Here is a 26,417-nt window from a genome sequence, read left to right on the forward strand (position 1 = left end):
TCCAGAGTGGGGAGTTCAGTGCCCCGGTACGTACCCACGCTTCTTGTCGACCACGTTCGGCAGCGGCTTGCCCGCCTCCCATCTCTCGTACGCCGCCACGAACTGCGTGCCGAGTTCGTCCCGCCAGCCGACCGTGTCGCCGCTCATGTGCGGGGAGACGATCAGCCCCGGGACCTGCCACAACGGGCTGTCCGGGGTGAGGGGTTCGGCCTCGAAGACATCGAGGGCGGCACCCGCGATCCAGTGCTTCGTCAGCGCCTCGGCAAGCGCGCTTTCCACGACGAGCTGGCCCCGGCCCACGTTGATGAAGCGCGCCGAGGGCTGCATGCAGCCGAAGCGGCGGGCGTCGAACATGCCCAGCGTGTCGTCGGTGAGCGGCGCGGCCGAGATCACCCAGTCGGCGCGCGCCATCAGCCGGTCGAGTTCGCCGGGGCCGTGGATACCGGTGCGCGGAGTGCGGCCGACGAGCGCCGTCGTCACTCCAAGTGCCTTGAGGGTGCGGACGATCGCCCGCCCGATCGGCCCGGAGCCGACCACACACGCACGCGTTCCGGCCACCCGCTGCGCCTCGCGGTGCCGCCAGGTCCGCTCCCGCTGGAGCTCCAGTGTCCTGGGCAGATCCTTGGCCATCGCGAGGACGAGGGCGGCGACGTACTCGGCGATCGGCTGGTCGAAGACGCCCCGCGCGTTCGTCACCACCGTGTCGGAGTCCGCGAGTTCGGGGCACATCAGGTGGTCCACACCCGCGCTGGCCGTGTGCACCCAGCGCGGCCGGGGGCCCTCGCCGGGCCAGGCGGCGCGTACCGCGTGCGAGGCGAAGTCCCACACCAACAGGACGTCGGCGGACGGCAGTCGATCAGCGAGCGTCGACGCGTCGGCGTGCTCGACGCGCACCCGGCCGGTGAGCTTGCCGAGGCGGGGCAGCGGTTCGGCGTCCAGGACGAGAAGGGTGGGCAGGGCAAGGGGAGTTGCGGTCATGCGAAGCCGTTTCTCGCGGGAGGTACAGCGTGAGGCACGGCGGGAGGCACCGGGCGCGGCCGTCTGACATGCACGGATTGACCACGCTCGCACTCGAACCTACCTTCGTCAACACGGACGCCCGCACGGACCGTTGTCACCCCGTTTCTCTTGGTGAGGCCGGTGTAGCCATGCATGTTTCCTTCCTGGGCGGACCCCGCCCGCAGCGCGGCGTCGGTGTGGTCGCCCCCTTCGACTTCGCGCTGGACCGCGAGTTGTGGCGCTGGGTCCCCGACGACATCTCACTGCATCTCACGCGGACGCCGTTCGTGCCCGTCGAGGTGAGCCTCGACCTGGCCCGGCTCGTCAGCGAGCACGAGACGCTCCACGACGCGGTCCGCACGCTGAACGCGGTCGCCCCCGAGGTCGTCGCGTACGCCTGCACCTCCGGGAGCTTCGTCGGCGGGGTCGCCGGGGAGCGCGCGATGTGCGAGGCGATGACCCGGGCCGGCGAGGTCCCGTCCCTGACCACCTCGGGCGCCCTGCTGGCCGCCCTCACCGAACTGGGCGCCCGCAGGATCGCCCTGGTCACCCCCTACACCGTGTCCGTCACCCAGTCCCTGGAGGAGTACCTCGCCGAGGCCGGCGTCGAGGTCACCGGCCGCGCCTTCATGGGCCTGACCCGGCACATCTGGAAGGTGCCGTACCGCGACGTCGTCGACATGGCCCGCCAGGCCGTCAAGGGCGCCGCCGACGCGCTCTTCATCAGCTGCACCAACCTCCCGACGTACGACGTGATCCCCCAGCTGGAGGCGGAACTGCGGATACCGGTCGTATCGGCCAACCAGGTCACGATGTGGGCAGCCCTCCGCCGACTGGGTACCCGTGCCGTGGGCCCCTATCAGGCGCTGCTGGACGAGTCCGCCCGCCGCCAGGGGCCGGTACTGCCGGAAGAACACCAGGAAGGCTTGTCATGACGGCACTCGGATTCCTCTACCCGGGCCACTCCGCCGAGGACGACTACCCGCGCATCGAACAGCTCCTCGGCAGCGATGTCCGCCTCGACGTGGTCCACACGGACATCGGCGAGGACGCCCACCGCGTGGACGCGCTCCTGCGGATGGGCTCCCCCGAGCGCCTCACGGCGGGCGTCGAACAACTCCGCATGTCCGGCGCCGAGGCCGTCGTCTGGGCCTGCACGAGCGGCAGCTTCGTCTACGGCTGGGAGGGCGCCCACGACCAGATCCGCGGCCTGGCCCGGGCGGCGGGCCTGCCGGCGTCGTCGACGTCCTTCGCCTTCGTGCACGCGGCGAAGGAGCTGGGGGTGCGCCGGGTGGCCGTAGGGGCGACCTACCCGGACGACGTGGCGAACCTGTTCGCGGACTTCCTGCGCGCCGGGGGAGTGGAACCGGCCGTGGTGCGCGCCTCCGGCATCATCACCGCCGCCGAGGTCGGCACCTGGGGCTACGACGAGGTGCTCACCCTGGCCCGGGCGGTGGACGGCCCGGACATCGAGGCGGTCCTCCTCCCGGACACGGCCCTGCACACGGCCGCCCACATCCCGGACCTGGAGAAGGAACTCGGCAAGCCGGTCCTCACGGCCAACCAGGTCACGGTCTGGGAGGCCCTGCGGCTGGCGGACCGCAAGGTCAACGCGCCGGACCTTGGGGCGCTCTTCACGAAGGAACCGCTGGTGCAGGCGGGCTGAGCCGCCAGCCGACTTCCGGGAATAAAGCGGAGACAGCCTCCTGTTACGCGGAGAAGGAGCGGGGAAGGACACCGCACAGCTCACAACAGGAGGCACCCACCGTGGCGGCAGACGACGAGGTCCGGGGCGCGACCGACGAGATCAGGGGTGACGAGATCCGGGGCACGGCACAGGGCACCGCCCCCGTCCCCCTCTCCGTACTGGACCTGGTGACCGTGGGCGCCGGCCGCACCGCCACCGACGCGCTGCGTACCAGCGTGAAGATCGCCGCTCTCGCCGAGTCGCGCGGCTTCCACCGCTACTGGGTCGCCGAGCACCACTCGATGCCGGGCGTCGCCTCCTCCTCGCCCGCCGTGATCCTGGCCCACCTCGCCGCCCACACGGACCGCATCCGCCTCGGTTCGGGCGGCGTCATGCTCCCGAACCACGCGCCGCTCGTCATCGCGGAGCAGTTCGGCACCCTGGAGGCGCTCGCCCCGGGCCGCGTCGACCTGGGCCTCGGCCGCGCCCCCGGCACCGACGGCGCCACCGCCGCAGCACTGCGCCGCACCGACCGGCTGAACGAGGGCGCCGACGACTTCCCCGAGCAACTCGCCGAACTCACCCGCTTCTTGGACGACGACTTCCCCTCCGGCCACCCCTACGCCCGCATCCACGCGGTCCCCGGCCCGATCCAGTCGACCTCGCCCGGCGGTGTCCAGTCCCCGCACCGCCCGCCGGTCTGGCTCCTCGGCTCCTCCGGCTTCAGCGCCCGCCTGGCCGGCATGCTCGGCCTGCCGTTCGCCTTCGCGCACCACTTCTCCGCGCAGAACACGATCCCGGCGCTCGACCTCTACCGCGAGTCCTTCCGCCCGAGCGCGGTGCTCGACGCGCCGTACGCCCTGATCGGTGTCTCCGCCCTCGCCACCGACGACGAGAAGGAGGCGCGCCGCCAGGTGCTGGCCGCCGCCCTCAACATGGTCCGGCTGCGCACCGGCCGCCCCGGACTCGTGCCCACCCCGGAAGAGGCCGAGGCGTACGAATTCAGCCCCATGGAGCGGGAGTTCATCACCTCCTGGAACGCCAACGTCATCCACGGCACCGCCGACGAGGTCCGCGCCGGACTCGACGACCTCCAGAAGCGCACGGGCGCCGACGAGTTGATGCTCACGTCCCACGCCCACAACGGCGACCTGCGCCTGCGCTCGTACGAACTGATCGCGGACGCCTACGGGTTGACGGTCTCTCAGAACTGAAGGTTTATCAGGTCTGCTGGCAGGCCTTTGTTCCCAATAGTTCGGAGATACGATCCGGCGCCACCGGACGGGAGTACAGCCACCCCTGTCCGGTGTCGCAGCCGATCCGGCGCAGCCGGGACGCCTGCGACGAGGTCTCCACGCACTCGGCGGTCACCGACAGGCCCAGCCGGTGGGCGAGTTGGATCATCGCCTCGACGATGACCTCGTCCGCCGGGTTCGGCGGGACGCCCTCGCCCTCGTACTGGAAGCCCCGCACGAAGGACCCGTCCAACTTCAGGACGGAGACCGGGAGCCGGCTCAGATACGCCAGGTTCGAGTAACCGGTGCCGAAGTCGTCGATGGCGATGTGCACACCCATGTCGCTCAGCGCCTGGAGCGTCTGCAGCGGCCGCCCCGCCGACCCCATCACCGCGGACTCGGTCAGCTCCAACTGCAGCAGCCGCGGGTCCAGTCCGGTCTCGGCGAGGGTCTCCGCCACATCCGCGACCAGGTCCGAGTCCCACACCTGGCGTACGGCCACGTTGACGCTCACGAAGATCGGCGGCTCGTCCGGGTGGTCCAGCTGCCAACGCCGGGCCTGGCGGCAGGCGGTGACCAGGACCCAGCGGCCGAGCTGCACGATCGAGCCGTCCTCCTCCGCCAGTCCGATGAACCGATTCGGCGTCAGCATGCCGAACTGCGGGTGATTCCAGCGCACCAACGCCTCGACCCCGCGCAGCCGTCCGTTCTCCATCCCCACCAACGGCTGGTACTCCAGGGTGAATTCACCCCGCTCGATGGCCGGACGGAGCGTGGAGGCCAGCGCCTGGCGGGTCATGCGGTGCGCGTTGCGCTCCGGATCGAACAGCGTCCAGCGGGACTTGCCGTCCGCCTTCGCCCAGTACAGCGTCGTGTCGGCGGCCTGCATCAGACCGGTGGCCGTCGTACCGGACGCGTGCCGCTCGACCACACCGATCGACGCCGACAGCGACAGCCGCTGCCCGGAGAGGTCGAACGGCGCCTGCAGGGCCTTGAGCACCGACTCGGCGAGTTCGGCCAGTTGGTCGGTCCCGGTCGAGTCCTCGACAAGCAGCGCGAACTCGTCTCCGCCCAGCCGCGCCACCAGCGGTGAACTCGCCCGCGCGTAACCGGCTTCGTCCGCACACCGCGTCAGCCTTTCGGCCACGGCGGCAAGGAGCCGGTCGCCGACCCGGTGGCCGAGCGTGTCGTTGACCGCCTTGAAGCCGTCCAGATCCAGATAGCACAGGCCGATCCGCCCGGTACCCCCTTGCTCGTACGACTCCGCCTCCAGCGCGGCCGAGAGCCGCTCGAAGAACAGGGTGCGGTTGGGCAGCCGGGTCACCGGGTCGTGCATCTCCAAGTGCCGCAGCCGCGCCTGGAGTTCACGGCGGGCGCTGATGTCGGTGAGGGACAGCAGCACACCGTGTTCCTCGGCGGGCAGCGGTGCCACGGTCACCTGCGCCCACAGCACGTGTCCGTCGGGGTGCTTGACCCGGCGGGTGCAGCTCAGCTTGGCCTGCCGGCCGCGCAGCACCTCGCGGTAGGCGTGCCAGGTCCGCGCGTCCGACTTCAGGTCCATCAGATCGGCCGCGACCCGCCCGGTCAGCGCGGTGCCCGCCTTGCCGAGCAGCGCGCCGAACGAGTCGTTCGCGCTGACGACCAGACCGTCGCGGTCCACGACGGCCATCGCGAGGGGAGCCGCGGAGAAGGCTGACCCGAGACGGCCGCCTTCGAGGGACTCAAGGGATGCGAGGGACCCGGGGGACTCGTGGGAGTCCGGGACCTCGGTGGAACAGGGGACATCGGTACGAGGCGATGCCTCGCCCTTACTCTCTGTGACGGCTGGCCGGATGAGGTCTGCCGCGGGCGCCGGCCCTTCGGACGTTCCGCTCACCGCTCGCTCCCGCAGTGCACTCGATCTTCGGATGGGTCTCGTCGGGATGGCCGACCGGGTGGGGGGCCGCCGTGCCGTGTCCGTGCAGGAAAGTGTGCCGATCATAGAGGTTGGCCCCCGGCCCTTCCAGCCACTGTCCAGTGTCCCGGAACAACGGCCGGTTCCGGCAGATCGTTTCCGCCCGCACCTGGGCGGGTTCTTCAAATGGCCGACCACATGTGACGTTCCGTGAGTGTTTCCGGATGTCGGCCCGGGCGTGTCCCGGCCGCCCCCTCACTCGTCTGGTGCAGATAAACAGGGCGTACCCCAACAAACCATCACAGGCTGGGTGTCGGTGTCCCGTGAACCCGCTCCCGGAGGTCCAACGTGCCGTGTCAGCTCCCCCTCAAGGGGCTCTCCCGTACGGCGCTCAAGGGGCTCGCCCAGTGGCGTACCCGACCCGGACTGCGCGGCACCGCCGCCGTGTTCACCACGATGTCCGCGCTCGCCGCGACCTCGATCATGTCCAGCCAGTCGGTCGCCGAGCCGTTCTCGACCACACCCTGTGCCCTCAAGCGCACCGACGCCCACCACTCCGAGGGTCTCGACACCTGGAACACCGCCTACCCGCGCCCCACCCGCCCGCTCGACGCGGTGATGATCTTCCTCTCCTTCCCCGACGCGACCCCGCGGACCACCCCCGCCGAACTCGCCGCCGACCACTTCCCGGCCACCACCCGCTTCTACGAACGCGCCTCCTACGGCAGATTCACGCTCCGCCCGCACCCGCTGCGGAACTGGATCCGCATGCCGCACGCCTCGACGTCGTACGCCATACAGCGCGACTGGAACCCGGTGAACCGCGCCGCGTACCTCCGCGACGCGCTCGCCGCCTCCGACCCGCAGGTCGACTTCTCGCGCTACGACATCGTGTACTTCGTGGCGGATCCGGACGCGCCCGGAGTGGACTCGGACGCGACGAAGGTCGTCAACCTGGACACCCCGCTGCGGGCCGACGGCACGGACGTCCGACGGGTCGTCACGGTCTTCGAGAAGCACCCGCCGGACCGGCTCGTCCTCGCCCACGAGACCGGCCACGTCTTCGACCTGCCCGACCTCTACCACCGGCCGGTGGACGGCAAGGGCGACTGGGACACCTACGTCGGCGACTGGGATCTGATGGGCAGTCAGTTCGGGCTCTCCCCGGACCTGTTCGCCTGGCACAAGTGGAAGCTGGGCTGGCTGGATCCGCGCCAGGTGGTGTGCGTACGGGGCACCGCGCCGAAACGGCTGACCCTGGAACCCGTGGCCGCCGGGCCCGGCACCTCCTCGGCCGGGGCCGCGGCGGGATCACCGGTGTTCGGCCTCGGCCTCGGCGCCAAGCTGGCCGTCGTGCGCACCGGGACCGACAGCGCGCTGGCCTTCGAGGCGCGCAGCCCCGTCGGCAACGACAGCACGGCCTGCAAACAGGGCATCCTCGTGTACCGGGTGCGCGACGGCGCGGCCTCCGGCAACGGCCCGATCGAGGTCGTCGACGCCCACCCGCGCACCGAGGCCTGCTGGGAGACCTCGGTCTACCCGCCCCTCGCCGACGCCCCGGTCTCCCTCGGCGAGAGCTTCACCGTGCCCGGCGACAACGTGAAGGTGGAGGTGGAGGGGCGGACGCCTTCGGGGGCGTGGACGGTGACCATCACGCCGGGGGAGCCGGGCTGAGAACCCCGGACCGGTGGCGGTGGGGGTGTGGGTGGCGAAGCCCCCGCAACGCGCGGCGAAGCCGCGCAAAAACAACGATGGCGAGGCTGGTTCGCGTTGTCCGCGAACATGCCTCGCCATCGCTAGCGTGCGCCGCCAGGGACTCGAACCCCGGACCCGCTGATTAAGAGTCAGCTGCTCTAACCAACTGAGCTAGCGGCGCCTGCTGACGTCGTAGACCTTAGCATCCTGATCCGGGGGAGGAAAAATCGATATCCGCACGGTCTCGCGGGCCGCCCGCACGGCCGCCCAGAGCAGGATTTCGGCGCCGGGAAGCCAAGGCCGACGGGTGTCCGGAGCGACCAGCCAGCGCGAGTCGAACGGGGCCGGCGATGCCCCGCGCACCAGCGCCGGGACGGTCACCGCGTCGCCCTTGCCGTGACACAGCAACGGCGGGACGGACCCCGTACGGCTGTGCTCCCCGGGGTGTGCGCCCCACTCCTCCCAGCCCATCAGCGACGGCAACCGCTGAGCGGTGCCGGGACTGGCGAACAGGAGCATCCGTCCCCGGTGCGTCGCGACGGGTCCGGAGCCCGCGCCCTCTTCCCATAAGCGGTCGACCATACGGCGCCCGAAGACCACCGGGGCGCTCACCACGTCGAAGGCGGAGCCGCAGGGCAGGACGACCGGGGCGTCCGGCCGTTCCTTCCAGAGGGCGAGGGTGCTGCGCGGATACGTTCCTGCCGAGGCGAGCCAGGCGGCACCGTCCCGGGTGACGCCCGAGATGTCGAAGCGGTCGGCGAAGGGCTCATCCTGTGTGCGGCTCATGTCCCATAGATCTACCGCCCGTGAGCACCCGCTCTCTGAGAGTTGTCAGAAATCGGGACAGGAGGGGGCGGGAAGGAGTATCTTGCCCGACCGGCATATGCCAGAAGTTCTTTCTCGTCCTCCGGGCCCCCGCTCCCGAGGTCACACGGGGTCGGCACCCCCGCTGTCCCGGCCTTCCGTGCCGCGCAGCAGGTCCCGGCCGAACTCGACCATCTTCTTGGCGTAGTCCTCGGTCCACTCGGCGCGCTCGGCGATGTCCGCCGGGGTCAGCCGGTCGAAGCGGCGTGGGTCGGCGAGCTGGGCCGCCGCGATCGCCTGGAACTCCACCGCGCGGTCGGTCGCGGCGCGGAACGCGTGGGTCAGCTCCGTCGCGCGGGCCAGCAGCGCGCGGGGGTCGTCCATCGACTCCAGGTCGAAGAAGTGCTCCGGGTCCTCGGCCGCCTGGGCGGGCTCGAAGAGCAGGGGCGCGGGGCGTAGCCGCGATTCGTTGCGACGCGGCGTGTGCTCCGCCATGTCTTCTCCTCCTCGTACGTCATGGATGACCCGCCTCACGAGCGGACCACCGTCCATTGTCCCCCGGGCGCGCAAGGGGCCCCCGGCATACTCCCGAGGCACCGATCCCGCACCGCATGATTGGCTGCCCAGCCGCCCGGCCCGGTATTCATCACCCCGCGGACCGGACCACGGGGAGCCGCAGGTCACGGTCTCCAGACCACCCGGTGTTCCGCGAGATGCGCCAGCACCGCGTGATTCGCCTCCCAGCCGTCCGGACTGTTTCCATTGGCCGCCTCCGGCGGCGTGCCGGACTCCGCCCGGCGGATCGGCGGCGCCATGCCGATCGCCTGACGGGCAGGTGCCGTAAGGACGGTCAGGGACGCCAGGCCACCCGGTGCTCGGACCAGTGGTCCCATGTGGACATCATCGCCTCCCACCCGTCGGGAAACTTCACCGTCACCCCCAGCTGCACCGGCTCCGTCGACGGATGGTCGTCCAGCAACTCACTGACCCCCGCCCGGCAGACCACGATGCACGCGTGCCGGTGCCGGGAGGCCAGGACGCACAGCCGGCCCGTCTCCAGGTGGAAGGCGGTGGCGTCGGGGCGGCCGGAGAGGGGGTGGAGGACCACCGTGACGTCGAACTCCCGCCCCTGGAGCCGGTTCGCCGTGTCCACCGTCACGTCCGTGACGCCCAACTCACCCAGCGCCGCGCGGACCGCCGCCGCCTGGTCCCGGTGCGCGGTACCGACCGCGATGCGGTCGGCGGTCAGGGGAGTGGGGTCGGGCGAGCGCTCCGACGTGGCCGCGCCGCCCCGGTCCAGCAGGCGTCGTACGACCGTCGCCACCGCCCGCACCGCCTCCGGGTCCGTGCGAGGGGTGTGGCGGGCGGGCAGTTCCAGCAGGCCCCAGCCCGCCTCGGCGGCCTCGTCGATCACCCGGTCCGGGCCCGAACCGTCCGACGGGACACCGAAGGTGAGCCGCCGGTCGCCGGGGCCCGTGCCGCTGCGGAAGCGCGTGTACGGGTAGAACGCGTCCGACACGAGGGGCGCCGCCGACGCCGGGAGTCGCCACGACACCGGCAGGCGGTGCTGCGGCAGTTCGGGGTTGTGGGCCAGAAGGGTCGTCACCGCGGAGGCCGAGGGGTCGTAGGAAAGGCCTGCCCACTGCTCCGCGCCGACGATCGCGAACGGGTCCAACTGGCCCGGATCGCCCACGAACAGCGCCCGCTCGAACAGCCCGGCCACGGCCAGCAGCGAGTCCGAGCGCATCTGGTACGCCTCGTCGACGATCGCGTGCCGCCACGGCTCGTCGACCTTGACGTGCGCCCACTTGGCCGCGGTTGAGATGACGACCGGGAGGCCTGCGAGTTCGCCCGCCTTCGCCGACTTCCGTACGTTCGGCAGGTCGTCCAGCGTCTTGTCGTACGGGTCGGCGTCACTGCTGTGGAGGCGGCCGACCGGCAGCTCGCCGTTCTTCTCGGCGAGCCGTACGACCAGGTCGTCGACCTGCGCGTTGGTCTGCGCGACCACCATCAACGGGCGCCCCGCGTCGGCCAGTTCGAGCGCCGCGCGGACGACGAGGGTGGACTTGCCGGCGCCCGGCGGGGAGTCGACGACGACTCCGCGAGCCGTGCCGTGCAGGGTGTCGCGGAGGATCGCGTCGGTGGCGCGGCCGGCCTCGGCGCCGGGGTCGAACACGGTGGTCACAGGACGTCCTCCTCGGTCAGCGGGTCGGCGGCCTCCTGTACGGCGCTCTCCTCGCCCGGCGGACCCCCGTGCGTCCACGGCGTCTCCTCCTGGTCGGGCAGTTTCGCGCCGCCCCGCTGCTCGTGCTCGAACAGCGTGAAGCAGATCCGGTCGCCCTTCTCCGGCAGCGAACCGGTCTCCGGCTCCTTGCCACGCCCCATCTTGTCGACGACCCGGAGCACGACGACGGCACCGTCCTCCTCGTGGCCCACGAACTCCGCCGACTGCGGCTTCCCGCCGAGCGACCGGAACACCTTCACCCGCTCCCCGAGATGCGGCCGGTCGTCCGTGCGCACGGTCACCAGCGGGCGCGGGCGGGGGCTCTTGCCCTCGCTGTACGCCATGACGACATCGATGACCTCGCCCGCGAACGCCTCCCCGGCGAGCCGCCGCCCGGCCATCACCAGCGGGTCGTCCAGGGCCTCCTGGGCGTCCAGCCGGGCCTGTTCGCGCTCGCGCGTGGCGAGTTTGTTGGCCGCGGTCACCGCGTCGTCGCGGCGCGGCTGCGGGGGCTCACCGGCGACGATCCGGTCCCGGTGACCGGTGAACGACCAGCGGTCCCGGGTCCACCGGTCGACGGCGTGCGCACCCTCCGGCAACGCCCGCAACAGGTCGAGCCCGTGCCACACCGCGTCCCAGGTGGGGCGGGTGACGCTCTCGACGAGGGACCTGATCTCCCGCTCGACGGCGGTGAGTTCACCGAGCCGGTCGTCCGCCTCCAGACCGTCCTCGGCGGCGGCGAGGGCGGTACGGGCGCGGTCGTAGCGCTCGATGGCGGGGGCGAGCAGCTTGTTGTCGAACGCCGGGTCCGTGGCCGGGCCGGCCGGCGGGCACACCAACTGGCCCCGCCCGTCCCGCCGCAGCTCCGCGTCGAGCGCGGCCTCGGCGCCGGAGACACCGTCCGGTGGGTCGATCCAGGCGAGCAGCGCGGCCAAGTGCTGGTCCTCCAGGCTGGATTGACCCGTGGACCAGTGCCGCCCGAGCACCTCGGTGAGCGCGAGCAGCAGCGCGGAACCGGGCACCCGGGCCCGCTCCCCGTAGTGCGTCAGCCACCGCCCGAGCAACGGCACGCGCGGGGGCGCCGGGTGCGGGGTCTCCGGGTCCTGCTCGGCCGTACGCCGAAAGCGCATCGAACGCCCCAGCAGCCGCACCAACTCGATGCCCGCGCGGCTCGGCACGATCAACTGCGGTGCGTCCGCGCACAGTTCGACCTCGACCTTGACCCGCTTCCCGGTCTCCGGATCGGTCTCGTTCCGCTCGGCGGCCTCGACGTCGTCCGCGAACGTGTCGATGTACGGCAGGACCACGTCGGCCAGTTCGGCGAGAAACGTGAACCTGAGGTCCCGGTCCCGCGGCTGTGGTACGACGAACAGCCGCGGCGCGTCCCGGTCCGTACCGACGAGCGCACCGAGCGGCGCCCCGGCCTCACCGGCGGTGGTCAGCGGCACGAGGACGAGGGGGCGCGCGGACAGGTGCCGGTGCAGGACGGTGGCGGCGCGCTGGGCACGGCCGGTCTGAACTGCCTCCAGCCGAGCGAGAGTTGAGATCAGCGACACGGGGTCCCCTCGGGGTGGGTGACCGGGGTTGGGGTGTGGTGGTGCGGGCTGTGCGGGGCGCGAGATGCCGGCTGGCGGTACGGCGCCGGTGCGTCGGGGGCATGCGGGATCGGGCTCGTCGCGGGTCGCGCCGGGTCGGCGATGGCGGCGTCCGGGTTCGCGGTCATCGGGTGTCGTGTCGCGGTGGCGACGGTGCGCGGGCTCGCGGCCGTCAAGCGTTGCGCCGTGGCGGCGAGGGTGCCGCGCGGGATTGTGGTCGTCGCATGTCGTGCCGGGGCAGCGGCTACGGCGCACGGGTCTGCCGTCATCGCGGGTCGCGCCGGGCCGGCGACCGTGCCGAACAGGATCACAGTCACCGCGCCCCACCGCCCGTCGCACTTCCCAGCGCCTCCATCGGCAACTCGGCCGCACTCCCCGGCGCTTGCCCTCGTAGCGCGGCCGCGTTCTCCAGCGCCTCGGCCCGCAGCTCCGCCGCCCTCCGTAGCGCCGCCACCGCCGGGTCGTCCGGGTCTCCGGACTCGCCGTGGGCCGCCGCCAGGACCTCGTCGACCGTGGTCAGGTCGCCGAGGTCGGCGCGGAGGGAGCGGCCGAGGGCGGTGACCGCGCCGGAGGTACGGGAGTGGTCGCGGCAGTGGAAGGCGAGTTCGCAGGCGGCCAGGCATTCGGGGGCGTAGGCCGCGGGGACCGACTCGACGGCGGCGGTCAGCTCGGCGGCCGGGCGGTCGGGGGCGAAGCAGGTGCCCTCGGGGAGGGTGTCGGCGATGTCCTCGATACGGGTGAGGCGGGCCAACTGGCGGCCGGTGACCGCACGTTGCTTGCGGACGTCGACGGCGGACGCGGTGGGCAGGTTCGAGAAGTCCTTCGGGCAGACCAGGAGGATGCGGTGGCGGACCCGGGGAACGGGATCCAGCTTGGCCGCGACCTCCTCCAACGCCAGCACGTACACCGCCGACTGGCGGGCCGCCGCGCCGACCTTCGCCGGGTCCGCCGAACCGTCCAGCATCGGGAAGGACTTGATCTCCACGACCGTCCAACTGCCGTCCGGGTGCACGACGACCGCGTCCGGCTCCAGGAACGCGGGCGACCCCGCCACATCGAGGGCGAGCATCGGGTGGTCGAGCAGGGTCCAGGCGGCGGCCTCGGTGGCCTCGCGCAGCGCGAGCGCCGTACGGGCCGCGCGCCCCTCGGGGCCGATCGCGTCCAGCTTGGGCACCCGCGCGCGGGTCGGCGGCTCGGCGCCCGGGTCCAGCTTCTCGTGCACCAGCCGCAGCAGCTCCGCGCCGCCGTCCGCCTTGACCCGCGCCTCGAAGGCGTTGCCCCGCATGAAGGCGAACTGGGACTGCCCGAAGGACGAGGGTGCGCCGAGCGCGTCGGCCAGCACCGCCTTGTTCACCCCCGCGCCGTCCAGGATCGCCCGCCGCTTGCAGCCCGGGTTCGCCGCCAGGGCCGCGAGGGCGCGCGCGTCCAGCGCCTTGGCCGGGACGTCCGGGCCGCGCAGCTCAGCGAGCCGTTGCCGGAGCGCCGTCCCCCGCGTCCGTGGGGGAGGCACCCGGCTCGGCTCCGGTACCGAGCTGTGACTCGCGCTGCCGTGGAATTCGCTCACCCGCCGAAGTCTGGCATCCGCCACTGACAATTGAGGTTTCTGAGCCACGGGAGGCGTCACGGGAGGCCTTGCGGGAGGTGCCGGCGGCGGCGTCACGCGAGCGCGCCGCAACCAGCGATCCGCGTCCCTCGAATTGCGTCCTGATCCGATCCGCCGCCTTCATCACCTGCGGCGCCAGCAGGAATCCGAGGCCCATCACGACCACGCCCGCGACCGCGTCGAGGAGGTAGTGGTTCGCGGTGCCCATGACCACGATCGCCGTCAGCAGCGGATAGGCGACCCCGACGACCTTGGTCAGCCGGGTCCCGCCGTAGCGCCAGAGCATCACACCGCACCACAGCGCCCAGCCGCAGTGCAGGCTCGGCATCGCCGCGTACTGGTTCGTCATGCCGCCGAGGCCGCGCGGCGCGCTCGCGTCGCCGCCCCACCAGCCGTACGAGCTGTACTTGGCCATCGTGTCGACGAAGCCGTAGTCCGGGGAGAGCAGCCGGGGCGGGCAGGTCGGGAGGAGGGTGAAGCCGATCAGGCCGATGAACGTGGAGGTCATCAGCCAGGTGCGGGCCGCGCGGTAGACCTGGGAGCGCGACCTGAACAGCCAGATCAGGATCGCGGGCGTGATCAGGTAGTGCAGCGACGCGTACCAGAAGTCCGCCGGGACGCCGAGCCAGGACTCGCGCGTGAAGAGGCGGTTGAGCGGGTGCTCGGCGTTGATGTGCAGGACCTTCTCGATGCGCAGGATCGCCAGTCCGTGGTCCACGGCGCTCGCCGTGTCACCCCGGGCCAGCAGCCGGCCCGCCGAGTACGAGGCGTACACCATGAGGATCAGCGGCAGCTCGGTCCACCAGCGCAGCCGGGTTCGGCGGTCCGCCTCGATGCCTGGTGTCTCGGTCTGCGGCATCCGATCGCCCTCCCCCTTCTGTTCTGGTGCGCTGCCCCGTGGTCCGGCTTCCCGATGGCCCGGTCGGAACACTTTACGGCGTATGTGCGCGCCCTGTTTCCGGCGCCCCCGGACCTCAAAGACGCAGAGATCGCCCCCCGGGTTGCCCTTCGCAAGGGTGCGCGATGATGGAGTGACCCGCCTCTCGTTTTCTCCCGGAAGGGTCCCTCATGGCACCGCGCATCCTGCTGGCCCGGCACGGACAGACCGAATGGTCGCTGTCCGGGAAGCACACCGGCAGGACCGACGTCCCGCTCCTCGAAGAGGGCCGACGCGGCGCCAAGGTGCTGGGCGAGCGACTGCATCGGGCCCCGTTCGACGGCCTCCCCGGGGTGGAGGTCCGCACCAGCCCGCTGGCACGCGCGCGTGAGACCTGCGAACTGGCCGGCTTCGGCGACCGCGCGACCCCGTGGGACACCCTCATGGAGTGGGACTACGGCGCCTACGAGGGCATGACCCCGGAGGAGATCCGTTCCGCACGCCCCGACTGGCTCATCTGGCGCGACGGCGTCCCCGAAGGGGAGACCCTCGCCGAGGTCACCGCCCGCGCGGACGAGGTCGTCACCTGGGCCCGCGCCGAGGACCGCGACGTCCTGGTCTTCGCCCACGGCCACATCCTGCGCTCGATCGGCGCCCGCTGGCTCGGCCTGCCGATCGACTTCGCGGCGCGGATACGGCTCAATCCGACGTCGTTGTCGGTGCTTGGGTGGGCCTACGGGGAGCCGGCGATCGAGAGCTGGAACGACGTGGGGCACCTGGTCTTGTAGTGCGACTGTCGGCCGGTGGGGGCTGGTCGCGCAGTTCCCCGCGCCCCTAAAAACCAAAGGCCCTGCAGCTAGGCCGCTGTTCTGGGCAGGCCTGAGTGCCTCTCCAGGAAGGTCGATACACCCGACGCCCTCTTGTGAGGCAACAGCACCCGAGCCGTCCCCGCCAACATCGTCTGAATCCGCGACGACTGCACCAGGTCCAAAAGATCAAGCACCCGCATCCCCGCAGTGGCCGCCTCATCCGGACGGCCACCCCGCGCGAGGTCATCCGCCAGCTCGGCCATGTACAGCGCGATGTTCCGAGTGAAATGCGGATCCTGAAGATGCGCCGCACGCCGTGCGTGACGTGCGGCCCGAGGCCAGTCGCCCAGGGTGGACCAGCACTGCGCCTCAAGCCCCTCCAACTCGGCCTCTCCGTAGAAGCTCATCCACTCGGGGTCGGCGTCCGAGTGGCCCCGCTCGAAGAGGGCCTGCGCACGGGCCAGCGCCTGCTCGCAGCCGGTGCGATCGGCGAGCCCCGCCCAGCCGCCCGCCTCGCGCAGCGCGAGCAGCGACATCAGGCGCGCGGAGCCCAGGGGCCCTCCGACGCGCTGCGCGGCCTGCGCGGCGCGCACCGCCTCGCGCGGGCGTCCGGCGTCCCGCGCGAGGAACGCCGTATTGCAGAAGGCGTGTGCCTCAAGGCCGGCGTCGCCGGTCATCCGGGCTGTGGCGAGCGCCTCCGCGTAGTGCGAGCGGGCGTCGTCGAAGCGGCCGGAGTCATGGGCCAACCAGCCCACCGAGATGGCGAGTTCACCCGCTCCGGAGTGCAGTCTCTCGGCGACCGACTGCCGGGTGGTGCCCGCGTCGAGCAGGGCGTAGGCGGCGCGCAGCGGGGCCGCCGCGCGCCGGTAGAGGCCGTCGGCGCCGTGCCGGTCGTCGAGCAGCCGGATTCTGCGGACGGCCTCTTCCAGGGCGCCCGCCTCGCTCGTACCGGGGCGGCGGACGGAACGTTCCGTTGCCACGGCGTCCAGGGTGAGCCCCAGGGGGCCCAGCGTGCCGGCGGCCACCGTGACGGTGCCGCCCCTCATGAATGCGCGACGCAGCACGTCGCTCTCCTCGTGGTTCTGGTGCGTGTCGTACGGGTCCTGCGTGTCATACGGCTCGTACACGTCCTGCGTCTCACCCGCCCTGGCCGACTCATCCGTGATGCAGGCCGGGCTTGTGAGGTGTGCGGGGGGCGTGTCCTCGGCGGTGCGCGCCCCGCGTCCGCGTACGGACGAGCGGGGCGCGAAGCCGAGGTCGGCGAGCGTGCGGCCGGGGAACATGTGCAGGAACACCCGTTCGTACGCGTAGTTGGGACAACGGATCTCACCGGCCTCGACGCGGCCTACGTAGCGCGCGTCGCAGCTGACCCGCTCGCCGATCTCCCGCGCGGACCGGCGTACGGCTGCGGCGAACTCCGCCGGTGAGCGCTGTCCGCGCAGCCGCCGGAAGGCGAGATTGGGTCTCGGTGGTCGGGGGAACGGGGACGGGGTCACCATTGACGACGCCATGGCCGGGTCCTCTCGTGCGAACCGTCGAACCATGCCGGATTCAGGGTGACTTGTTGAGTGACGCCCTGTTTCCAGCGGGCAAGAACGTACCTGCTGTGCACGACCCGCCACGCAGGGTTTGGCTACAAACCGGATATCTCATCCGCGATCTGCCATGAACTGCCATCCTTTGCGGCTGACTTGTGCCGTAGCCGTTGACGCTTCAACGCGTTGAACTCCGTGGACCGGGAGCCACCCGACTCCCGTCCCGCTCGTCCAAGGAGGGGTTCCGTGGTGGAGACCGGGATGGAGACCAGGCAGAGCGTCGATCCTCGAATGCCGAGCGCGGAGTGCAGTGCGCCACCGTTCGCGGACTCGGCCTGCGACCTGGTGACGGTGCCGACGCGGCAGGGTCTTGAGGCGGTCGACATTCTGCGGCGCGGCGCGTGCGACGGGGTCGGCCCCGTCCTGCACGACGACGGCGACGACACACTCGGCTTCCTGGTACCGCCGGGCACGGCGGCGGCGTGGGACATGCCGGGCAGCACGTGTACGGAGACCAACGGCAGGGGGTTGCGCCTCGCCCCGGACCCCGAGCCCCCCGTAGAGGGCTCCGACTGGCTGCTGCCTCCCGGTGACGCCGACCTCGCGACCGACCCGGAGGTCCTGCGTGCCGCGCTGGGAGAGGCGGCTCGGTTGATCGAGGCGGCGGACGGCTGTACCTGACCGCCCCTCGCCCCTGCCCGCCCGCACACCCCCGTCGATGCCGGGCGCGCCGTACCGCCCAGGGCCCCCGATAATGGGCCAATGGGAAAGTCCAGGACCCCCCGGCGCGGTGCCGGCGCCCCCGAAGCCGTCGTCGTACCCGTCGACGGTGGGCTCGCCGAGCTCATACCCGATCGGGAACGCGCGCGTGCCTGGACGCTGCTGATCGACGGGGCGCCGCAGTCGTACGTCGATCTCGACGACCCGGCGTATCTGTCCTTCGAGTACCAGCGCCGCCTCGGGCACGTCATCGACCTCGTCGCGCCGGCCGGGAAGCCCATCCACGTCGTGCACCTCGGCGGGGGCGCCCTCACGCTCGCCCGGTATGTCGCCGCCACCCGGCCCCGATCCACCCAGCAGGTCGTCGAGTTCGACGCGGCGCTGGTCCAACTGGTCCGCCGGGAACTGCCGTTGGACCCGAACGCGCGGATCCGGGTGCGGTCGACCGACGCCCGCGCGGGGCTCGCGAAGGTGCCCGAGGGGTGGGCCGATCTCGTCGTGGCGGATGTGTTCAGCGGGGCCCGTACGCCCGCCCACCTCACCTCCAGCGAGTTCCTCGACGAGGTGCGCCGGGCGCTCAAACCCGGTGGGTGCTATGCCGCGAACCTCGCCGACGGGCCCCCGCTCGCCCACCTCCGCGGCCAGATCGCCACCGTGGCCGCCCGGTTCGCGGAACGCGCGCTGATCGCCGACCCGACCGTCCTGCGCGGCAAGCGGTTCGGCAACGCGGTGCTCGTCGCCTCCGACCACCCGCTGCCGCTCGCCGAGTTGACCCGGCGCGCCGCCTCCGACCCGCACCCCGGCCGGCTCGAACACGGCAAGGAACTCACCGACTTCACCGGCGGAGCCGTACCCGTGACGGACGCCGCGGCGGTCGCCTCACCGGCACCGCCCCCGTCCGTGTTCCGCTAGCCGAAGCAACACACCATGAAAAACTCAGTAGTTGCCCACATCGACCCGCGGCGCCCCGTCGTGCCATGTGCAGATCACCGACACCTTGTCCGTGCCCTTGGTGAACTCCACCCGGAGCCACGAATCCGTCTTCCACACCTGCATCGACCAGCCCGTACCCGGCGTCGCCGACACGAGCGTCACATAGGCCGGCGAGGTGTCGAGTTCGAGTACCACCCGCCCTCCGTCCGTGGCGTAACTCTTGACCTGGCCGGAGGTGGAAGGCGAGGGGGGCGGGCTCGTGGTCGCCGTCTTCGTGGGGCTGGGGCTGCGGGTCGGTGTCGGGGTGCTCGACGGGCTCGGTGACGACTCGGCCCGGATCGTCGGATCGGCCGGCGGCTGAGCAGCCTGCGCGGTGGCACCGGCCACCGTGATGGGCAGGGCGCGCGGCGGGTCGTAGGCCGTGCCCGTCATGACCGTGTGGACGCCCCACCAGGACAGCGTGACGGCCGCGCCGGTGGCGAGCGACCAGGCCAGCACGTGCACGAATCCGTTGACGAGTCCTCTGGGCATCGCGGCCATACTGCCTCACGCGCCCCACAGGTGTCCCGTCGATGTCCCACCGGTTGTCCACAGGCGGGAGTTGTCCACAGGCCCGGATACGGGTCGCCCGCATGGCGTACGGTGCGGCGCATGGCAAGTGTGCTCGTGGTCGAGGACGACCAGTTCGTGCGCTCGGCCCTCATCCGGCATCTGACCGATGCCGCGCACACGGTGCGCAGTGTCGGTACGGCCCTTGAGGCCCTGCGCGAGGTCGCCCATTTCCGTTTCGACGTGGTCATCCTGGACCTCGGACTGCCCGACCTGGACGGGTCCGAGGCGCTGAAGATGCTGCGCGGGATCACGGATGTCCCCGTGATCATCGCCACCGCTCGGGACGACGAGAGCGAGATCGTCCGGTTGCTCAACGCGGGCGCGGACGACTACCTCACCAAGCCCTTCTCGGTCGACCATCTGTCCGCCCGCATGTCAGCGGTTCTACGACGCTCCCGTGCCACCACCGGCGAGGCACCCCCGTCGACCGTCATCCGCGTCGGCGGCCTCACCGTCGACCCGCTGCGCCGCCAGGCAGAGTTGGACGGCGTCCGACTGGACCTCACCCGCCGCGAGTTCGACCTCCTCGCCTTCCTCGCCGGGCGCCCCGGTGTGGTCGTACCGCGCAAGGAACTCCTCGCCGAGGTGTGGCAGCAGTCGTACGGCGACGACCAGACCATCGACGTCCATCTGTCCTGGCTGCGAAGGAAGTTGGGGGAGACGGCGGCTCAGCCGCGCTATCTGCACACCCTGCGGGGTGTCGGCGTGAAGCTGGAGCCACCGGGAGCGGAGTCGCCGCGATGAGGTGGGCGCTGGTCAGGGTCTGTCTGGCGATCGCGGCGATGGTCGTCGTCGCCTTCGCGGTGCCGCTGGGCCTGGTCATCAAGGAGATGGCCCGCGACCGCGCCTTCTCGAACGCCGAGCGGGAGGCCGCCGCCGTCGCCCCCGCGCTGTCCATCACCACGGACCGGGACCAGCTGGAGAAGGTCGTCGCCTCCGCGGGCGCGGACTCCGGGATGGCCGTCCACATACCGGCGGGGGAGGGGAAAGCCGCCCTCGACATCGGGCTGCAACGCGCCGCAGGCAAGGACATCGCGACCATACGGAAGCTGGGCCGCGCCTCCACCACCGAGGTGCCCGGCGGTTCCGTCCTGCTCCAGCCGGTCGCGCTCAGCTCCGGCGAGATATCCGTCGTCGAGGTGTTCGTCCCGGAGTCGGAGGTGAGCAACGGCGTCGGTACGGCCTGGGCGGTGCTCGCCGGGGTCGGCATCGCGCTGATCGTCGGTTCCGTCGCGGTCGCCGACCGGCTGGGCGTACGGATGGTGCAGCCCGCGCAGCGTCTGGTCGAGGGCGCGCACGAACTGGGGGAGGGGAAGCTGGGGGCGCGGGTGCCCGAGGAAGGGCCGACCGAACTGCGGCTCGCGGCGGTCGCGTTCAACTCCATGGCCGACCAGGTCGTACAACTGCTCGCGAATGAAAGGGAATTGGCGGCCGACTTGTCGCACCGCCTCCGCACACCGCTCACCGTGCTGCGGCTCAACGCGGCCTCGCTCGGGGACGGGCCCGCCGCCGAGCAGACGCGGACCGCCGTGGCGCAGTTGGAGCGGGAGGTCGACACGATCATCCGGACCGCGCGCGAGGCCAAGCCGCAGACCGTGGCGGCCGGGCCCGGTGCCGGGTGCGACGCGGCCGAGGTGGTGCGTGAGCGGATGCGGTTCTGGTCCGCGCTCGCCGAGGACGAGGGGCGGAAGGTGCGGGTCGCCGGGGTGGAGCGACCGGTGCGCATACCAGTGGCCCGCGCCGATCTGGTCGCCGCGCTGGACGCCCTGCTCGGCAACGTGTTCCGGCACACGCCCGAGGGCACGGCCTTCGCGGTCGACGTGCACAACAGCGAGGACGCGGTGATCGTGCTCGTCTCGGACGCGGGCTCGGGCATACGCGACCCCGAGGCGGCGATGGCCCGCGGGCGCGGTTCCGGCAGCGCGGGGTCGACCGGGCTCGGCCTGGACATCGTGCGCCGGCTCGCGGAGTCGACCGGCGGGGACGTACGGATCGGGTCCTCGATGCTCGGCGGCACCGAGGTGCGGATCTGGATCCAGCTGGACGGGCGCGAGCCGGAGCGCAAGGGGCACCGCGGAGCCGTACGACGGCGTCGGCGCGGGAAATTGGTCTCTACCTTTAACCGTTCCCGATCCCTCCCTTAAGCGCACCCTAAGATCGCCAACCCCCGCCCGGATCAGGCGTTTTGCCCGGTTCCGGATCGCTAGCGTGCTGCCGCACCCCACCCCCGTACGGCGAAAGCAGGCACGCGATGAGCACGCACCGGCGCAGGATCAGCAAGAGGAACAAGGTGATCGGCGGAGCGGTCGCCGCCGCGGTCGTCGGTGGCGGCGCGATCATGCTGACCGGCATCGCCCAGGCGGCGAGCGTCGGCGCGGCCTACACGAGAACCAGCGAGTGGTCGACGGGGTACACCGCGCAGTACGTCGTCACGAACACGACCGGTGCCACGAAGAAGGACTGGACGCTGCAGTTCGACCTGCCGTCCGGATCGAAGCTCAGCTCGCTGTGGAACGCCGAGTCGAGCGTGAGCGGGCAGCGCGTCACCGTGAAGCCGCCGAAGTGGGACACGGACGGTCTCGCGGCCGGCGAGTCGGTCACCGTCGGCTTCGTGGTCAACGGCACGGGCCAGCCGACCAGTTGTCTCATCGACAACGCCAAGTGCTCGGCGGACGGCACCGCGACCCCCGAGCCGACCGGCCGTCCGACGACCTCGTCGCCGACGCCCACGCCAACCGCCTCCCCGACCTCCACGCCGACGGCCACCGCCAAGCCCACGGCCACTCCCACTCCCACTCCCACCCCCACCGCCTCCCCGACCCAGAGCACCGGCACCGGCACGACGGCAGGCGCGGGCTTCGCCCCCTACGTCGACACCTCCCTCTACCCGGCCTTCGACCTGCTCGCCAACGTCACCGCGACCGGCGTGAAGAACTACAACCTCGCCTTCATCACCGACGGCGGCGGCTGCACCCCGAAGTGGGGCGGGGTCTCGGACCTCGGCAGCGACGGCGTGGCCTCGCAGATCGGCGCGCTGCGCGCCAAGGGCGGTGACGTCCGGGTCTCCTTCGGCGGCGCGTCCGGCTCCGAGCTGGCGACGACGTGCGGTTCGGCGAGCGCGCTGGCGACGGCGTACGGGAAGGTCGTGGACGCGTACAACCTCACCAAGGTCGACTTCGACGTCGAGGGCGGCGCGCTGCCCAACACGGCGGCGAACACGATCCGCGCCCAGGCGATAGCGAAGCTCCAGCAGCAGCACCCGAACCTGGACGTCTCCTACACGCTCCCCGTGATGCCCGAGGGGCTGACCCAGGACGGGGTGAACTTGTTGTCCAATGCCAAGTCCAACGGCGTCAAGATCAATACGGTCAACATCATGGCGATGGATTACGGACCGGCGTACTCCGGAAATATGGGAACGTACTCACAGCAAGCGGCTACTGCCACACAAGCCCAAGTCAAGAGTGTTCTCGGGCTCTCAGATGCCGCCGCATGGAAAGCGGTTGCAGTGACACCCATGATCGGTGTCAACGACGTGTCATCGGAGGTTTTCACGGTCGAGGACGCGAACGGGTTGGCGGCCTTCGCGAAGGCGAAGGGTCTGGGCGGGCTTTCGATGTGGTCCGCGACGCGTGACAAGCAGTGCCCCGGCGGCGCCAAGCCCAGCGCGGACGCGACCTGCAGCTCGGTCGTCCAGGCCCCGTCCGCCTTCACCAAGGCATTCTCGGCCTTCCAGTAGATGCCTCATGGGCCCCAGGGACCCCTCGCGGACCTCGTGACCCAGCCTCCCCGGAGCGGACGTGTGGCCACTCGGCTGCACGTTCGCTCCTTTTGCTGGCGAGTGTCGATTACGTTTCGACAAATGAAGGCGGCGGGTGTTGACGCATGACCAGACATAGGACTGTTATTACGCCACCGTGTTTGGTCGCGTTGGTTTCTGGTCGGTTACGACGACCTGGGGCGTGGCGCATTCCGGCCGAACCTCGTCCGTCAGGAGCCGTTCATGCCCGACTTCTCCCTCCCCGCCGCCAGTCGCCGCTCCGTCCTGCGCGGCATAGGCGGCGCTGCCGTGCTCGGCGCCGGCATACCCCTGCTGAGCGCGTGCGGCAGCAGCGGCAGCTCGTCCGACCCGAAGACCGTCACCGTCGGCTCCAACGCGTCCGACGCGGTGCCGAAGAAGGCGTTCGCGAGCGTCTACGCGGACTTCAAGAAGACGTCCGGCATCACCGTGAAGGTCAACACGAAGGACCACAACACCTTCCAGGAGCAGATCAACTCCTACCTCCAGGGCACGCCGGACGACGTGTTCAACTGGTTCGCCGGGTACCGCATGCAGTTCTTCGCGGCCAAGAAGCTCGCCACGTCCATCGACGACGTCTGGGCGAAGATCGGTGACAACTTCCCCGACGCGATGAAGCAGCTCAGCAAGGGCGAGGACGGCAAGTACTACTTCGTGCCGATGACCACGTACCCGTGGGCGATCTTCTACCGCAAGAGCGTCTTCACGGCGAAGGGCTACACCGTCCCCACCACGTGGGACGAGCTGGTCGCCCTCTGCAAGAAGATGAAGAGCGACGGCCTGGTCCCGATCGCCTTCGGCGACAAGGACGCCTGGCCGGCGATGGGCACCTTCGACCAGATCAACTTCCGCCTCAACGGCTACGACTTCCACAAGTCCCTGATGGCGGGCAAGGAGGCGTGGACCGACCCGAAGGTCAAGGCGGTCTTCGACCACTGGGCCGAGCTCCTCCCGTACCACCAGGACGGCTTCATGGGCCGCACCTGGCAGGACGCGGCGCAGGGCATCGTGTCGAAGAAGTCCGGCATGTACCTGCTGGGCTCCTTCGTGGCCCAGCAGTTCACCGTCAAGGCCGACCTCGACGACCTCGACTTCTTCGCCTTCCCGGAGATCAACTCCGCGTACGGCCAGGACACCGTCGAGGCGCCCACCGACGGCTACATGGTCAGCAAGGCCCCGAAGAACCACGCCGGTGTCGTCAAGCTCCTGGAGTACCTGGGCACCCCGGCGGCCGAGCAGCTGTACCTCAAGACCGACCCGAGCGTGGTGGCCGCCTCCAGCAAGGCCGACACCTCCGCGTACTCGCCGCTGCAGAAGAAGGCGTTCGACATGATCGGCGCCGCCAAGAGCCTCACCCAGTTCATGGACCGCGACTCACGGCCGGACTTCACCTCGACGGTGATGCAGCCCGGGCTGCAGAAGTTCCTGCAGAACCCCAAGGGCGTCGACAGTCTGCTGACCTCGATCGAGCGCCAGAAGAAGACGATCTTCGCCTCCTCATGATCTCCGAGACGACTACGACGAGCCCGGAGGCGGACGCCGTTCCGCCTCCGGGCCCCGCGCCTGAGAAGAAGCGGGTCCCGCAGGGCGCCAAGCGCCTGCTGACCCGCCGTGACCGCATCACGCTCGCCTTCATGGCGGGCGGCCCGACGGTCCTGCACGTGGCCCTTGTCTGGGTCACCGCCCTCGCCTCGATCGCCCTGGCCTTCACGTCCTGGGACGGCATCGGCTTCAGCTCCATCAAGTGGGTGGGGCTGGCCAACTTCAAGGAGCTGTTCAACGACAACCCGCAGTTCTGGCCCGCACTTGAGCACAACATCATCTGGTTCGTCGTGCTCATCCTGCTGCCGACGCCCTTCGGCCTGTTCCTGGCCGTCCAGCTGGACAAGAAGATCCGCTTCAGCCGCGTCTACCAGACCGCGTTCTTCCTGCCGGTCGTGATGTCGCTGGCGGTCACCGGCTTCGTCTGGCAGCTCATCTACAACCCCGACACCGGCCTGATCAACAGCCTCATCGGGGCCAACAAGCCCGGCCACTACATCGACTGGATCGGCGACCCCAAACTCAACCTGTGGGCCGTCCTGATCGCCGCGTCCTGGCGGCACGCGGGCTACATGATGATCCTGTACCTGGCCGGTCTGAAGGGCGTGGACCCGTCCCTGCGGGAGGCCTCCGCGCTGGACGGCGCGAACGAGTGGCAGACGTTCAAGAACGTCATCTTCCCGACGCTGCGGCCCACCAACACGGTCGTCCTGGTCGTCACGATCATCGAGTCGCTGCGCGCCTTCGACCTGGTCTTCGTCTTCAACAAGGGCGCCCAGGGCACCGAGCTGCTGTCGATCCTGATCACCAACAACATCATCGGCGAGTCCAGCCGGATCGGTTACGGCTCCGCGATCGCCGTCGTCCTGCTGGTCATCTCCCTCGCGGTCATCATCCCGTACCTGATCGCGACCTTCCGGAAGGAGCGGCGCGCATGACCACCCCCACCGCCGCACTCGGCGTGAAGCAGCGCACCCCGCTCCGCCCGGCCCGGGTCCTGCTGCACACGTTCCTCGTGGTCACCTCGCTGGCCTGGCTCGCCCCCCTGCTGTGGGCGGTCTACGCGGCCCTGCGCCCGTACTCCGAGACCAGCAACAAGGGGTACGTCTCCTGGCCGGACACGCTGAACCTCGACAACTTCAAGAACGCGTTCGAGCAGTCCGACATGACGCACTACTTCGCCAACACACTGATCATCGCGGTCCCGGCCGTGCTGCTCACGCTGCTGCTGTCGTCGATGGTCGCGTTCTACGTCAGCCGGTTCGACTTCCGGCTCAACATCTTCCTGCTGCTGGTCTTCACGGCCGGCAACCTGCTGCCGCAGCAGGTCATCATCACCCCGCTGTACCGCATGTACCTGCTCATCGACCTCCCCGGCATCACGATGAGCGGCAAGCTCTACGACTCCGCGCTCGGCCTGGTCCTCATCCACGTGGCGTTCCAGTCGGGCTTCTGCGCCTTCGTGCTGAGCAACTACATGCGGATGCTGCCGCACGAGCTGACCGAGGCGGCGCTGGTCGACGGGGCGTCGGTGTGGCGGATGTACTGGCAGATAGTGCTGCCGCTGTGCAAGCCGGCGATGGCAGCTCTGGCGACCCTGCTCTCCATCTGGATCTACAACGACTTCTTCTGGGCGATCGTGCTGATCTCGACCGGCGAGAACATGCCGATCACCTCCGCCCTGAACAACCTCTCCGGCCAGTACTTCACCGACCCCAACCTGGTCGCCGCGGGCGCCCTGCTCACCGCGATCCCCACGCTGATCGTGTACTTCGCACTCCAGCGCCAGTTCGTCAGCGGCCTCACCCTGGGCGCCAACAAGGGCTGACGCACCGCCTGGCAGGAGAACGGCCC

The 26,417-nt window shown here is 70.7% G+C and carries 25 protein-coding genes and 1 tRNA gene; 13 read left to right on the top strand and 13 right to left on the bottom strand.

The annotated features are described in order from the left end of the window. Positions 1-15: 15 nt before the first annotated feature. A complete protein-coding gene (locus ACGFY9_RS38880; RefSeq protein ID WP_393762270.1) occupies positions 16-978 on the bottom strand; it encodes a D-2-hydroxyacid dehydrogenase in 963 nt (320 codons plus the stop codon). Positions 979-1,148: 170 nt separating this feature from the next. On the opposite strand from ACGFY9_RS38880, the gene ACGFY9_RS38885 reads away from it, so the two are divergent. From ACGFY9_RS38885 to ACGFY9_RS38895, 3 genes are all read left to right on the top strand, one after another. Continuing rightward, positions 1,149-1,934, top strand: coding sequence for an aspartate/glutamate racemase family protein (locus ACGFY9_RS38885; RefSeq protein WP_393762272.1), 786 nt, complete (start codon positions 1,149-1,151; stop codon positions 1,932-1,934). Then, positions 1,931-2,665 carry an aspartate/glutamate racemase family protein gene (locus tag ACGFY9_RS38890; RefSeq protein ID WP_393762274.1) on the top strand — a complete coding sequence of 245 codons (735 nt, stop codon included), beginning with the start codon at positions 1,931-1,933 and terminating at the stop codon, positions 2,663-2,665. The genes ACGFY9_RS38885 and ACGFY9_RS38890 overlap by 4 nt, the downstream gene beginning before the upstream one ends. Before the next feature lie 101 nt (positions 2,666-2,766). Next, positions 2,767-3,900, top strand: coding sequence for an LLM class flavin-dependent oxidoreductase (locus ACGFY9_RS38895; RefSeq protein WP_393762276.1), 1,134 nt, complete (start codon positions 2,767-2,769; stop codon positions 3,898-3,900). Between the two features lie 7 nt (positions 3,901-3,907). On the opposite strand, the gene ACGFY9_RS38900 is transcribed toward ACGFY9_RS38895, so the two are convergent. Next, positions 3,908-5,797 carry a putative bifunctional diguanylate cyclase/phosphodiesterase gene (locus tag ACGFY9_RS38900; protein ID WP_393762278.1) on the bottom strand — a complete coding sequence of 630 codons (1,890 nt, stop codon included), beginning with the start codon at positions 5,795-5,797 and terminating at the stop codon, positions 3,908-3,910. Between the two features lie 366 nt (positions 5,798-6,163). On the opposite strand from ACGFY9_RS38900, the gene ACGFY9_RS38905 reads away from it, so the two are divergent. After that, positions 6,164-7,489 carry a M6 family metalloprotease domain-containing protein gene (locus ACGFY9_RS38905; RefSeq protein ID WP_393762280.1) on the top strand — a complete coding sequence of 442 codons (1,326 nt, stop codon included), beginning with the start codon at positions 6,164-6,166 and terminating at the stop codon, positions 7,487-7,489. 128 nt (positions 7,490-7,617) lie between these two features. Here ACGFY9_RS38905 and ACGFY9_RS38910 read toward each other — a convergent pair. The 9 genes from ACGFY9_RS38910 to ACGFY9_RS38950 all read right to left on the bottom strand — a co-directional run bounded on the left by ACGFY9_RS38910 (position 7,618) and on the right by ACGFY9_RS38950 (position 14,595). Next, positions 7,618-7,691: transfer RNA gene (locus tag ACGFY9_RS38910), tRNA-Lys, on the bottom strand. Continuing rightward, positions 7,682-8,296, bottom strand: coding sequence for a bifunctional DNA primase/polymerase (locus ACGFY9_RS38915; protein ID WP_393762282.1), 615 nt, complete (start codon positions 8,294-8,296; stop codon positions 7,682-7,684). The genes ACGFY9_RS38910 and ACGFY9_RS38915 overlap by 10 nt, the downstream gene beginning before the upstream one ends. 141 nt (positions 8,297-8,437) lie before the next feature. Continuing rightward, positions 8,438-8,809: a hypothetical protein gene (locus ACGFY9_RS38920; RefSeq protein ID WP_033283808.1), complete on the bottom strand. Its 372-nt coding sequence runs from the start codon at positions 8,807-8,809 to the stop codon at positions 8,438-8,440. Between the two features lie 185 nt (positions 8,810-8,994). Further along, positions 8,995-9,207, bottom strand: a complete 213-nt coding sequence (locus ACGFY9_RS38925; protein ID WP_393762284.1) for a hypothetical protein — start codon at positions 9,205-9,207, stop codon at positions 8,995-8,997. After that, the gene (locus tag ACGFY9_RS38930) at positions 9,165-10,499 is read right to left on the bottom strand and encodes an AAA domain-containing protein (RefSeq protein WP_393762286.1); all 1,335 of its coding nucleotides are present in this window, start codon (positions 10,497-10,499) and stop codon (positions 9,165-9,167) included. The genes ACGFY9_RS38925 and ACGFY9_RS38930 overlap by 43 nt, the downstream gene beginning before the upstream one ends. Further along, positions 10,496-12,094 (bottom strand): hypothetical protein, encoded by a 1,599-nt coding sequence (locus ACGFY9_RS38935; protein ID WP_393762288.1) that lies wholly within the window; start codon positions 12,092-12,094, stop codon positions 10,496-10,498. The genes ACGFY9_RS38930 and ACGFY9_RS38935 overlap by 4 nt, the downstream gene beginning before the upstream one ends. Beyond that, positions 12,085-12,450: a hypothetical protein gene (locus tag ACGFY9_RS38940; RefSeq protein ID WP_393762290.1), complete on the bottom strand. Its 366-nt coding sequence runs from the start codon at positions 12,448-12,450 to the stop codon at positions 12,085-12,087. Before ACGFY9_RS38940 ends, ACGFY9_RS38935 begins: the two co-directional genes overlap by 10 nt. Further along, the gene (locus ACGFY9_RS38945) at positions 12,447-13,643 is read right to left on the bottom strand and encodes a hypothetical protein (RefSeq protein ID WP_393762343.1); all 1,197 of its coding nucleotides are present in this window, start codon (positions 13,641-13,643) and stop codon (positions 12,447-12,449) included. The genes ACGFY9_RS38940 and ACGFY9_RS38945 overlap by 4 nt, the downstream gene beginning before the upstream one ends. Next, positions 13,594-14,595: a phosphatase PAP2 family protein gene (locus tag ACGFY9_RS38950; RefSeq protein ID WP_393762292.1), complete on the bottom strand. Its 1,002-nt coding sequence runs from the start codon at positions 14,593-14,595 to the stop codon at positions 13,594-13,596. The genes ACGFY9_RS38945 and ACGFY9_RS38950 overlap by 50 nt, the downstream gene beginning before the upstream one ends. A gap of 209 nt (positions 14,596-14,804) precedes the next feature. Between ACGFY9_RS38950 and ACGFY9_RS38955 the strand changes: the two genes are divergently transcribed. Next, entirely contained in the window at positions 14,805-15,401 is a 597-nt protein-coding gene (locus tag ACGFY9_RS38955) for a histidine phosphatase family protein (RefSeq protein WP_393762294.1), read from the top strand. Between the two features lie 68 nt (positions 15,402-15,469). Here the strand turns inward: ACGFY9_RS38955 and ACGFY9_RS38960 are convergent, their stop codons facing one another. Next, positions 15,470-16,933, bottom strand: coding sequence for a hypothetical protein (locus tag ACGFY9_RS38960; RefSeq protein WP_393762296.1), 1,464 nt, complete (start codon positions 16,931-16,933; stop codon positions 15,470-15,472). Between the two features lie 270 nt (positions 16,934-17,203). Between ACGFY9_RS38960 and ACGFY9_RS38965 the strand changes: the two genes are divergently transcribed. Further along, a complete protein-coding gene (locus ACGFY9_RS38965) occupies positions 17,204-17,638 on the top strand; it encodes a hypothetical protein (RefSeq protein ID WP_393762298.1) in 435 nt (144 codons plus the stop codon). 81 nt (positions 17,639-17,719) lie between these two features. After that, the gene (locus ACGFY9_RS38970) at positions 17,720-18,589 is read left to right on the top strand and encodes a spermidine synthase (RefSeq protein ID WP_393762300.1); all 870 of its coding nucleotides are present in this window, start codon (positions 17,720-17,722) and stop codon (positions 18,587-18,589) included. A 24-nt stretch (positions 18,590-18,613) separates the two neighbouring features. Here ACGFY9_RS38970 and ACGFY9_RS38975 read toward each other — a convergent pair whose 3' ends face one another. Further along, complete coding sequence (locus tag ACGFY9_RS38975; protein ID WP_393762302.1) at positions 18,614-19,150, bottom strand: hypothetical protein; 537 nt, start codon at positions 19,148-19,150, stop codon at positions 18,614-18,616. 111 nt (positions 19,151-19,261) lie between these two features. Between ACGFY9_RS38975 and ACGFY9_RS38980 the strand changes: the two genes are divergently transcribed. The 6 genes from ACGFY9_RS38980 to ACGFY9_RS39005 all read left to right on the top strand — a co-directional run bounded on the left by ACGFY9_RS38980 (position 19,262) and on the right by ACGFY9_RS39005 (position 26,391). Then, positions 19,262-19,966 carry a response regulator transcription factor gene (locus ACGFY9_RS38980; protein ID WP_390159879.1) on the top strand — a complete coding sequence of 235 codons (705 nt, stop codon included), beginning with the start codon at positions 19,262-19,264 and terminating at the stop codon, positions 19,964-19,966. Next, entirely contained in the window at positions 19,963-21,366 is a 1,404-nt protein-coding gene (locus tag ACGFY9_RS38985; RefSeq protein ID WP_393762304.1) for an ATP-binding protein, read from the top strand. Before ACGFY9_RS38980 ends, ACGFY9_RS38985 begins: the two co-directional genes overlap by 4 nt. A 107-nt stretch (positions 21,367-21,473) precedes the next feature. After that, complete coding sequence (locus tag ACGFY9_RS38990) at positions 21,474-22,961, top strand: cellulose binding domain-containing protein (RefSeq protein WP_393762306.1); 1,488 nt, start codon at positions 21,474-21,476, stop codon at positions 22,959-22,961. A gap of 264 nt (positions 22,962-23,225) precedes the next feature. Beyond that, the gene (locus ACGFY9_RS38995; RefSeq protein WP_393762308.1) at positions 23,226-24,524 is read left to right on the top strand and encodes an ABC transporter substrate-binding protein; all 1,299 of its coding nucleotides are present in this window, start codon (positions 23,226-23,228) and stop codon (positions 24,522-24,524) included. Next, on the top strand, positions 24,521-25,501 hold the full coding sequence (locus ACGFY9_RS39000) for a carbohydrate ABC transporter permease (RefSeq protein ID WP_393762310.1): 981 nt from the start codon (positions 24,521-24,523) through the stop codon (positions 25,499-25,501). The genes ACGFY9_RS38995 and ACGFY9_RS39000 overlap by 4 nt, the downstream gene beginning before the upstream one ends. Then, positions 25,498-26,391 (top strand): carbohydrate ABC transporter permease, encoded by an 894-nt coding sequence (locus ACGFY9_RS39005; protein WP_393762312.1) that lies wholly within the window; start codon positions 25,498-25,500, stop codon positions 26,389-26,391. The genes ACGFY9_RS39000 and ACGFY9_RS39005 overlap by 4 nt, the downstream gene beginning before the upstream one ends. The last annotated feature ends 26 nt before the right edge of the window (positions 26,392-26,417 follow it).

The sequence above is a fragment of the Streptomyces sp. NPDC048504 genome (assembly GCF_043200035.1).
In the GTDB taxonomy this organism is placed as follows: domain Bacteria; phylum Actinomycetota; class Actinomycetes; order Streptomycetales; family Streptomycetaceae; genus Streptomyces.

Excerpts from the sequence above, each read along its gene's own strand:
- ACGFY9_RS38880 (WP_393762270.1), bottom strand. The coding sequence starts at position 978 with ATGACCGCAACTCCCCTTGCCCTGCCCACCCTTCTCGTCCTGGACGCC.
- ACGFY9_RS38885 (WP_393762272.1), top strand. The coding sequence starts at position 1,149 with ATGCATGTTTCCTTCCTGGGCGGACCCCGCCCGCAGCGCGGCGTCGGT.
- ACGFY9_RS38890 (WP_393762274.1), top strand. The coding sequence starts at position 1,931 with ATGACGGCACTCGGATTCCTCTACCCGGGCCACTCCGCCGAGGACGAC.
- ACGFY9_RS38915 (WP_393762282.1), bottom strand. The coding sequence starts at position 8,296 with ATGAGCCGCACACAGGATGAGCCCTTCGCCGACCGCTTCGACATCTCG.
- ACGFY9_RS38920 (WP_033283808.1), bottom strand. The coding sequence starts at position 8,809 with ATGGCGGAGCACACGCCGCGTCGCAACGAATCGCGGCTACGCCCCGCG.
- ACGFY9_RS38925 (WP_393762284.1), bottom strand. The coding sequence starts at position 9,207 with ATGGGACCACTGGTCCGAGCACCGGGTGGCCTGGCGTCCCTGACCGTC.
- ACGFY9_RS38950 (WP_393762292.1), bottom strand. The coding sequence starts at position 14,595 with ATGCCGCAGACCGAGACACCAGGCATCGAGGCGGACCGCCGAACCCGG.
- ACGFY9_RS38955 (WP_393762294.1), top strand. The coding sequence starts at position 14,805 with ATGGCACCGCGCATCCTGCTGGCCCGGCACGGACAGACCGAATGGTCG.
- ACGFY9_RS38960 (WP_393762296.1), bottom strand. The coding sequence starts at position 16,933 with ATGGCGTCGTCAATGGTGACCCCGTCCCCGTTCCCCCGACCACCGAGA.
- ACGFY9_RS38970 (WP_393762300.1), top strand. The coding sequence starts at position 17,720 with ATGGGAAAGTCCAGGACCCCCCGGCGCGGTGCCGGCGCCCCCGAAGCC.
- ACGFY9_RS38975 (WP_393762302.1), bottom strand. The coding sequence starts at position 19,150 with ATGGCCGCGATGCCCAGAGGACTCGTCAACGGATTCGTGCACGTGCTG.
- ACGFY9_RS38980 (WP_390159879.1), top strand. The coding sequence starts at position 19,262 with ATGGCAAGTGTGCTCGTGGTCGAGGACGACCAGTTCGTGCGCTCGGCC.
- ACGFY9_RS38985 (WP_393762304.1), top strand. The coding sequence starts at position 19,963 with ATGAGGTGGGCGCTGGTCAGGGTCTGTCTGGCGATCGCGGCGATGGTC.
- ACGFY9_RS38990 (WP_393762306.1), top strand. The coding sequence starts at position 21,474 with ATGAGCACGCACCGGCGCAGGATCAGCAAGAGGAACAAGGTGATCGGC.
- ACGFY9_RS38995 (WP_393762308.1), top strand. The coding sequence starts at position 23,226 with ATGCCCGACTTCTCCCTCCCCGCCGCCAGTCGCCGCTCCGTCCTGCGC.
- ACGFY9_RS39000 (WP_393762310.1), top strand. The coding sequence starts at position 24,521 with ATGATCTCCGAGACGACTACGACGAGCCCGGAGGCGGACGCCGTTCCG.
- ACGFY9_RS39005 (WP_393762312.1), top strand. The coding sequence starts at position 25,498 with ATGACCACCCCCACCGCCGCACTCGGCGTGAAGCAGCGCACCCCGCTC.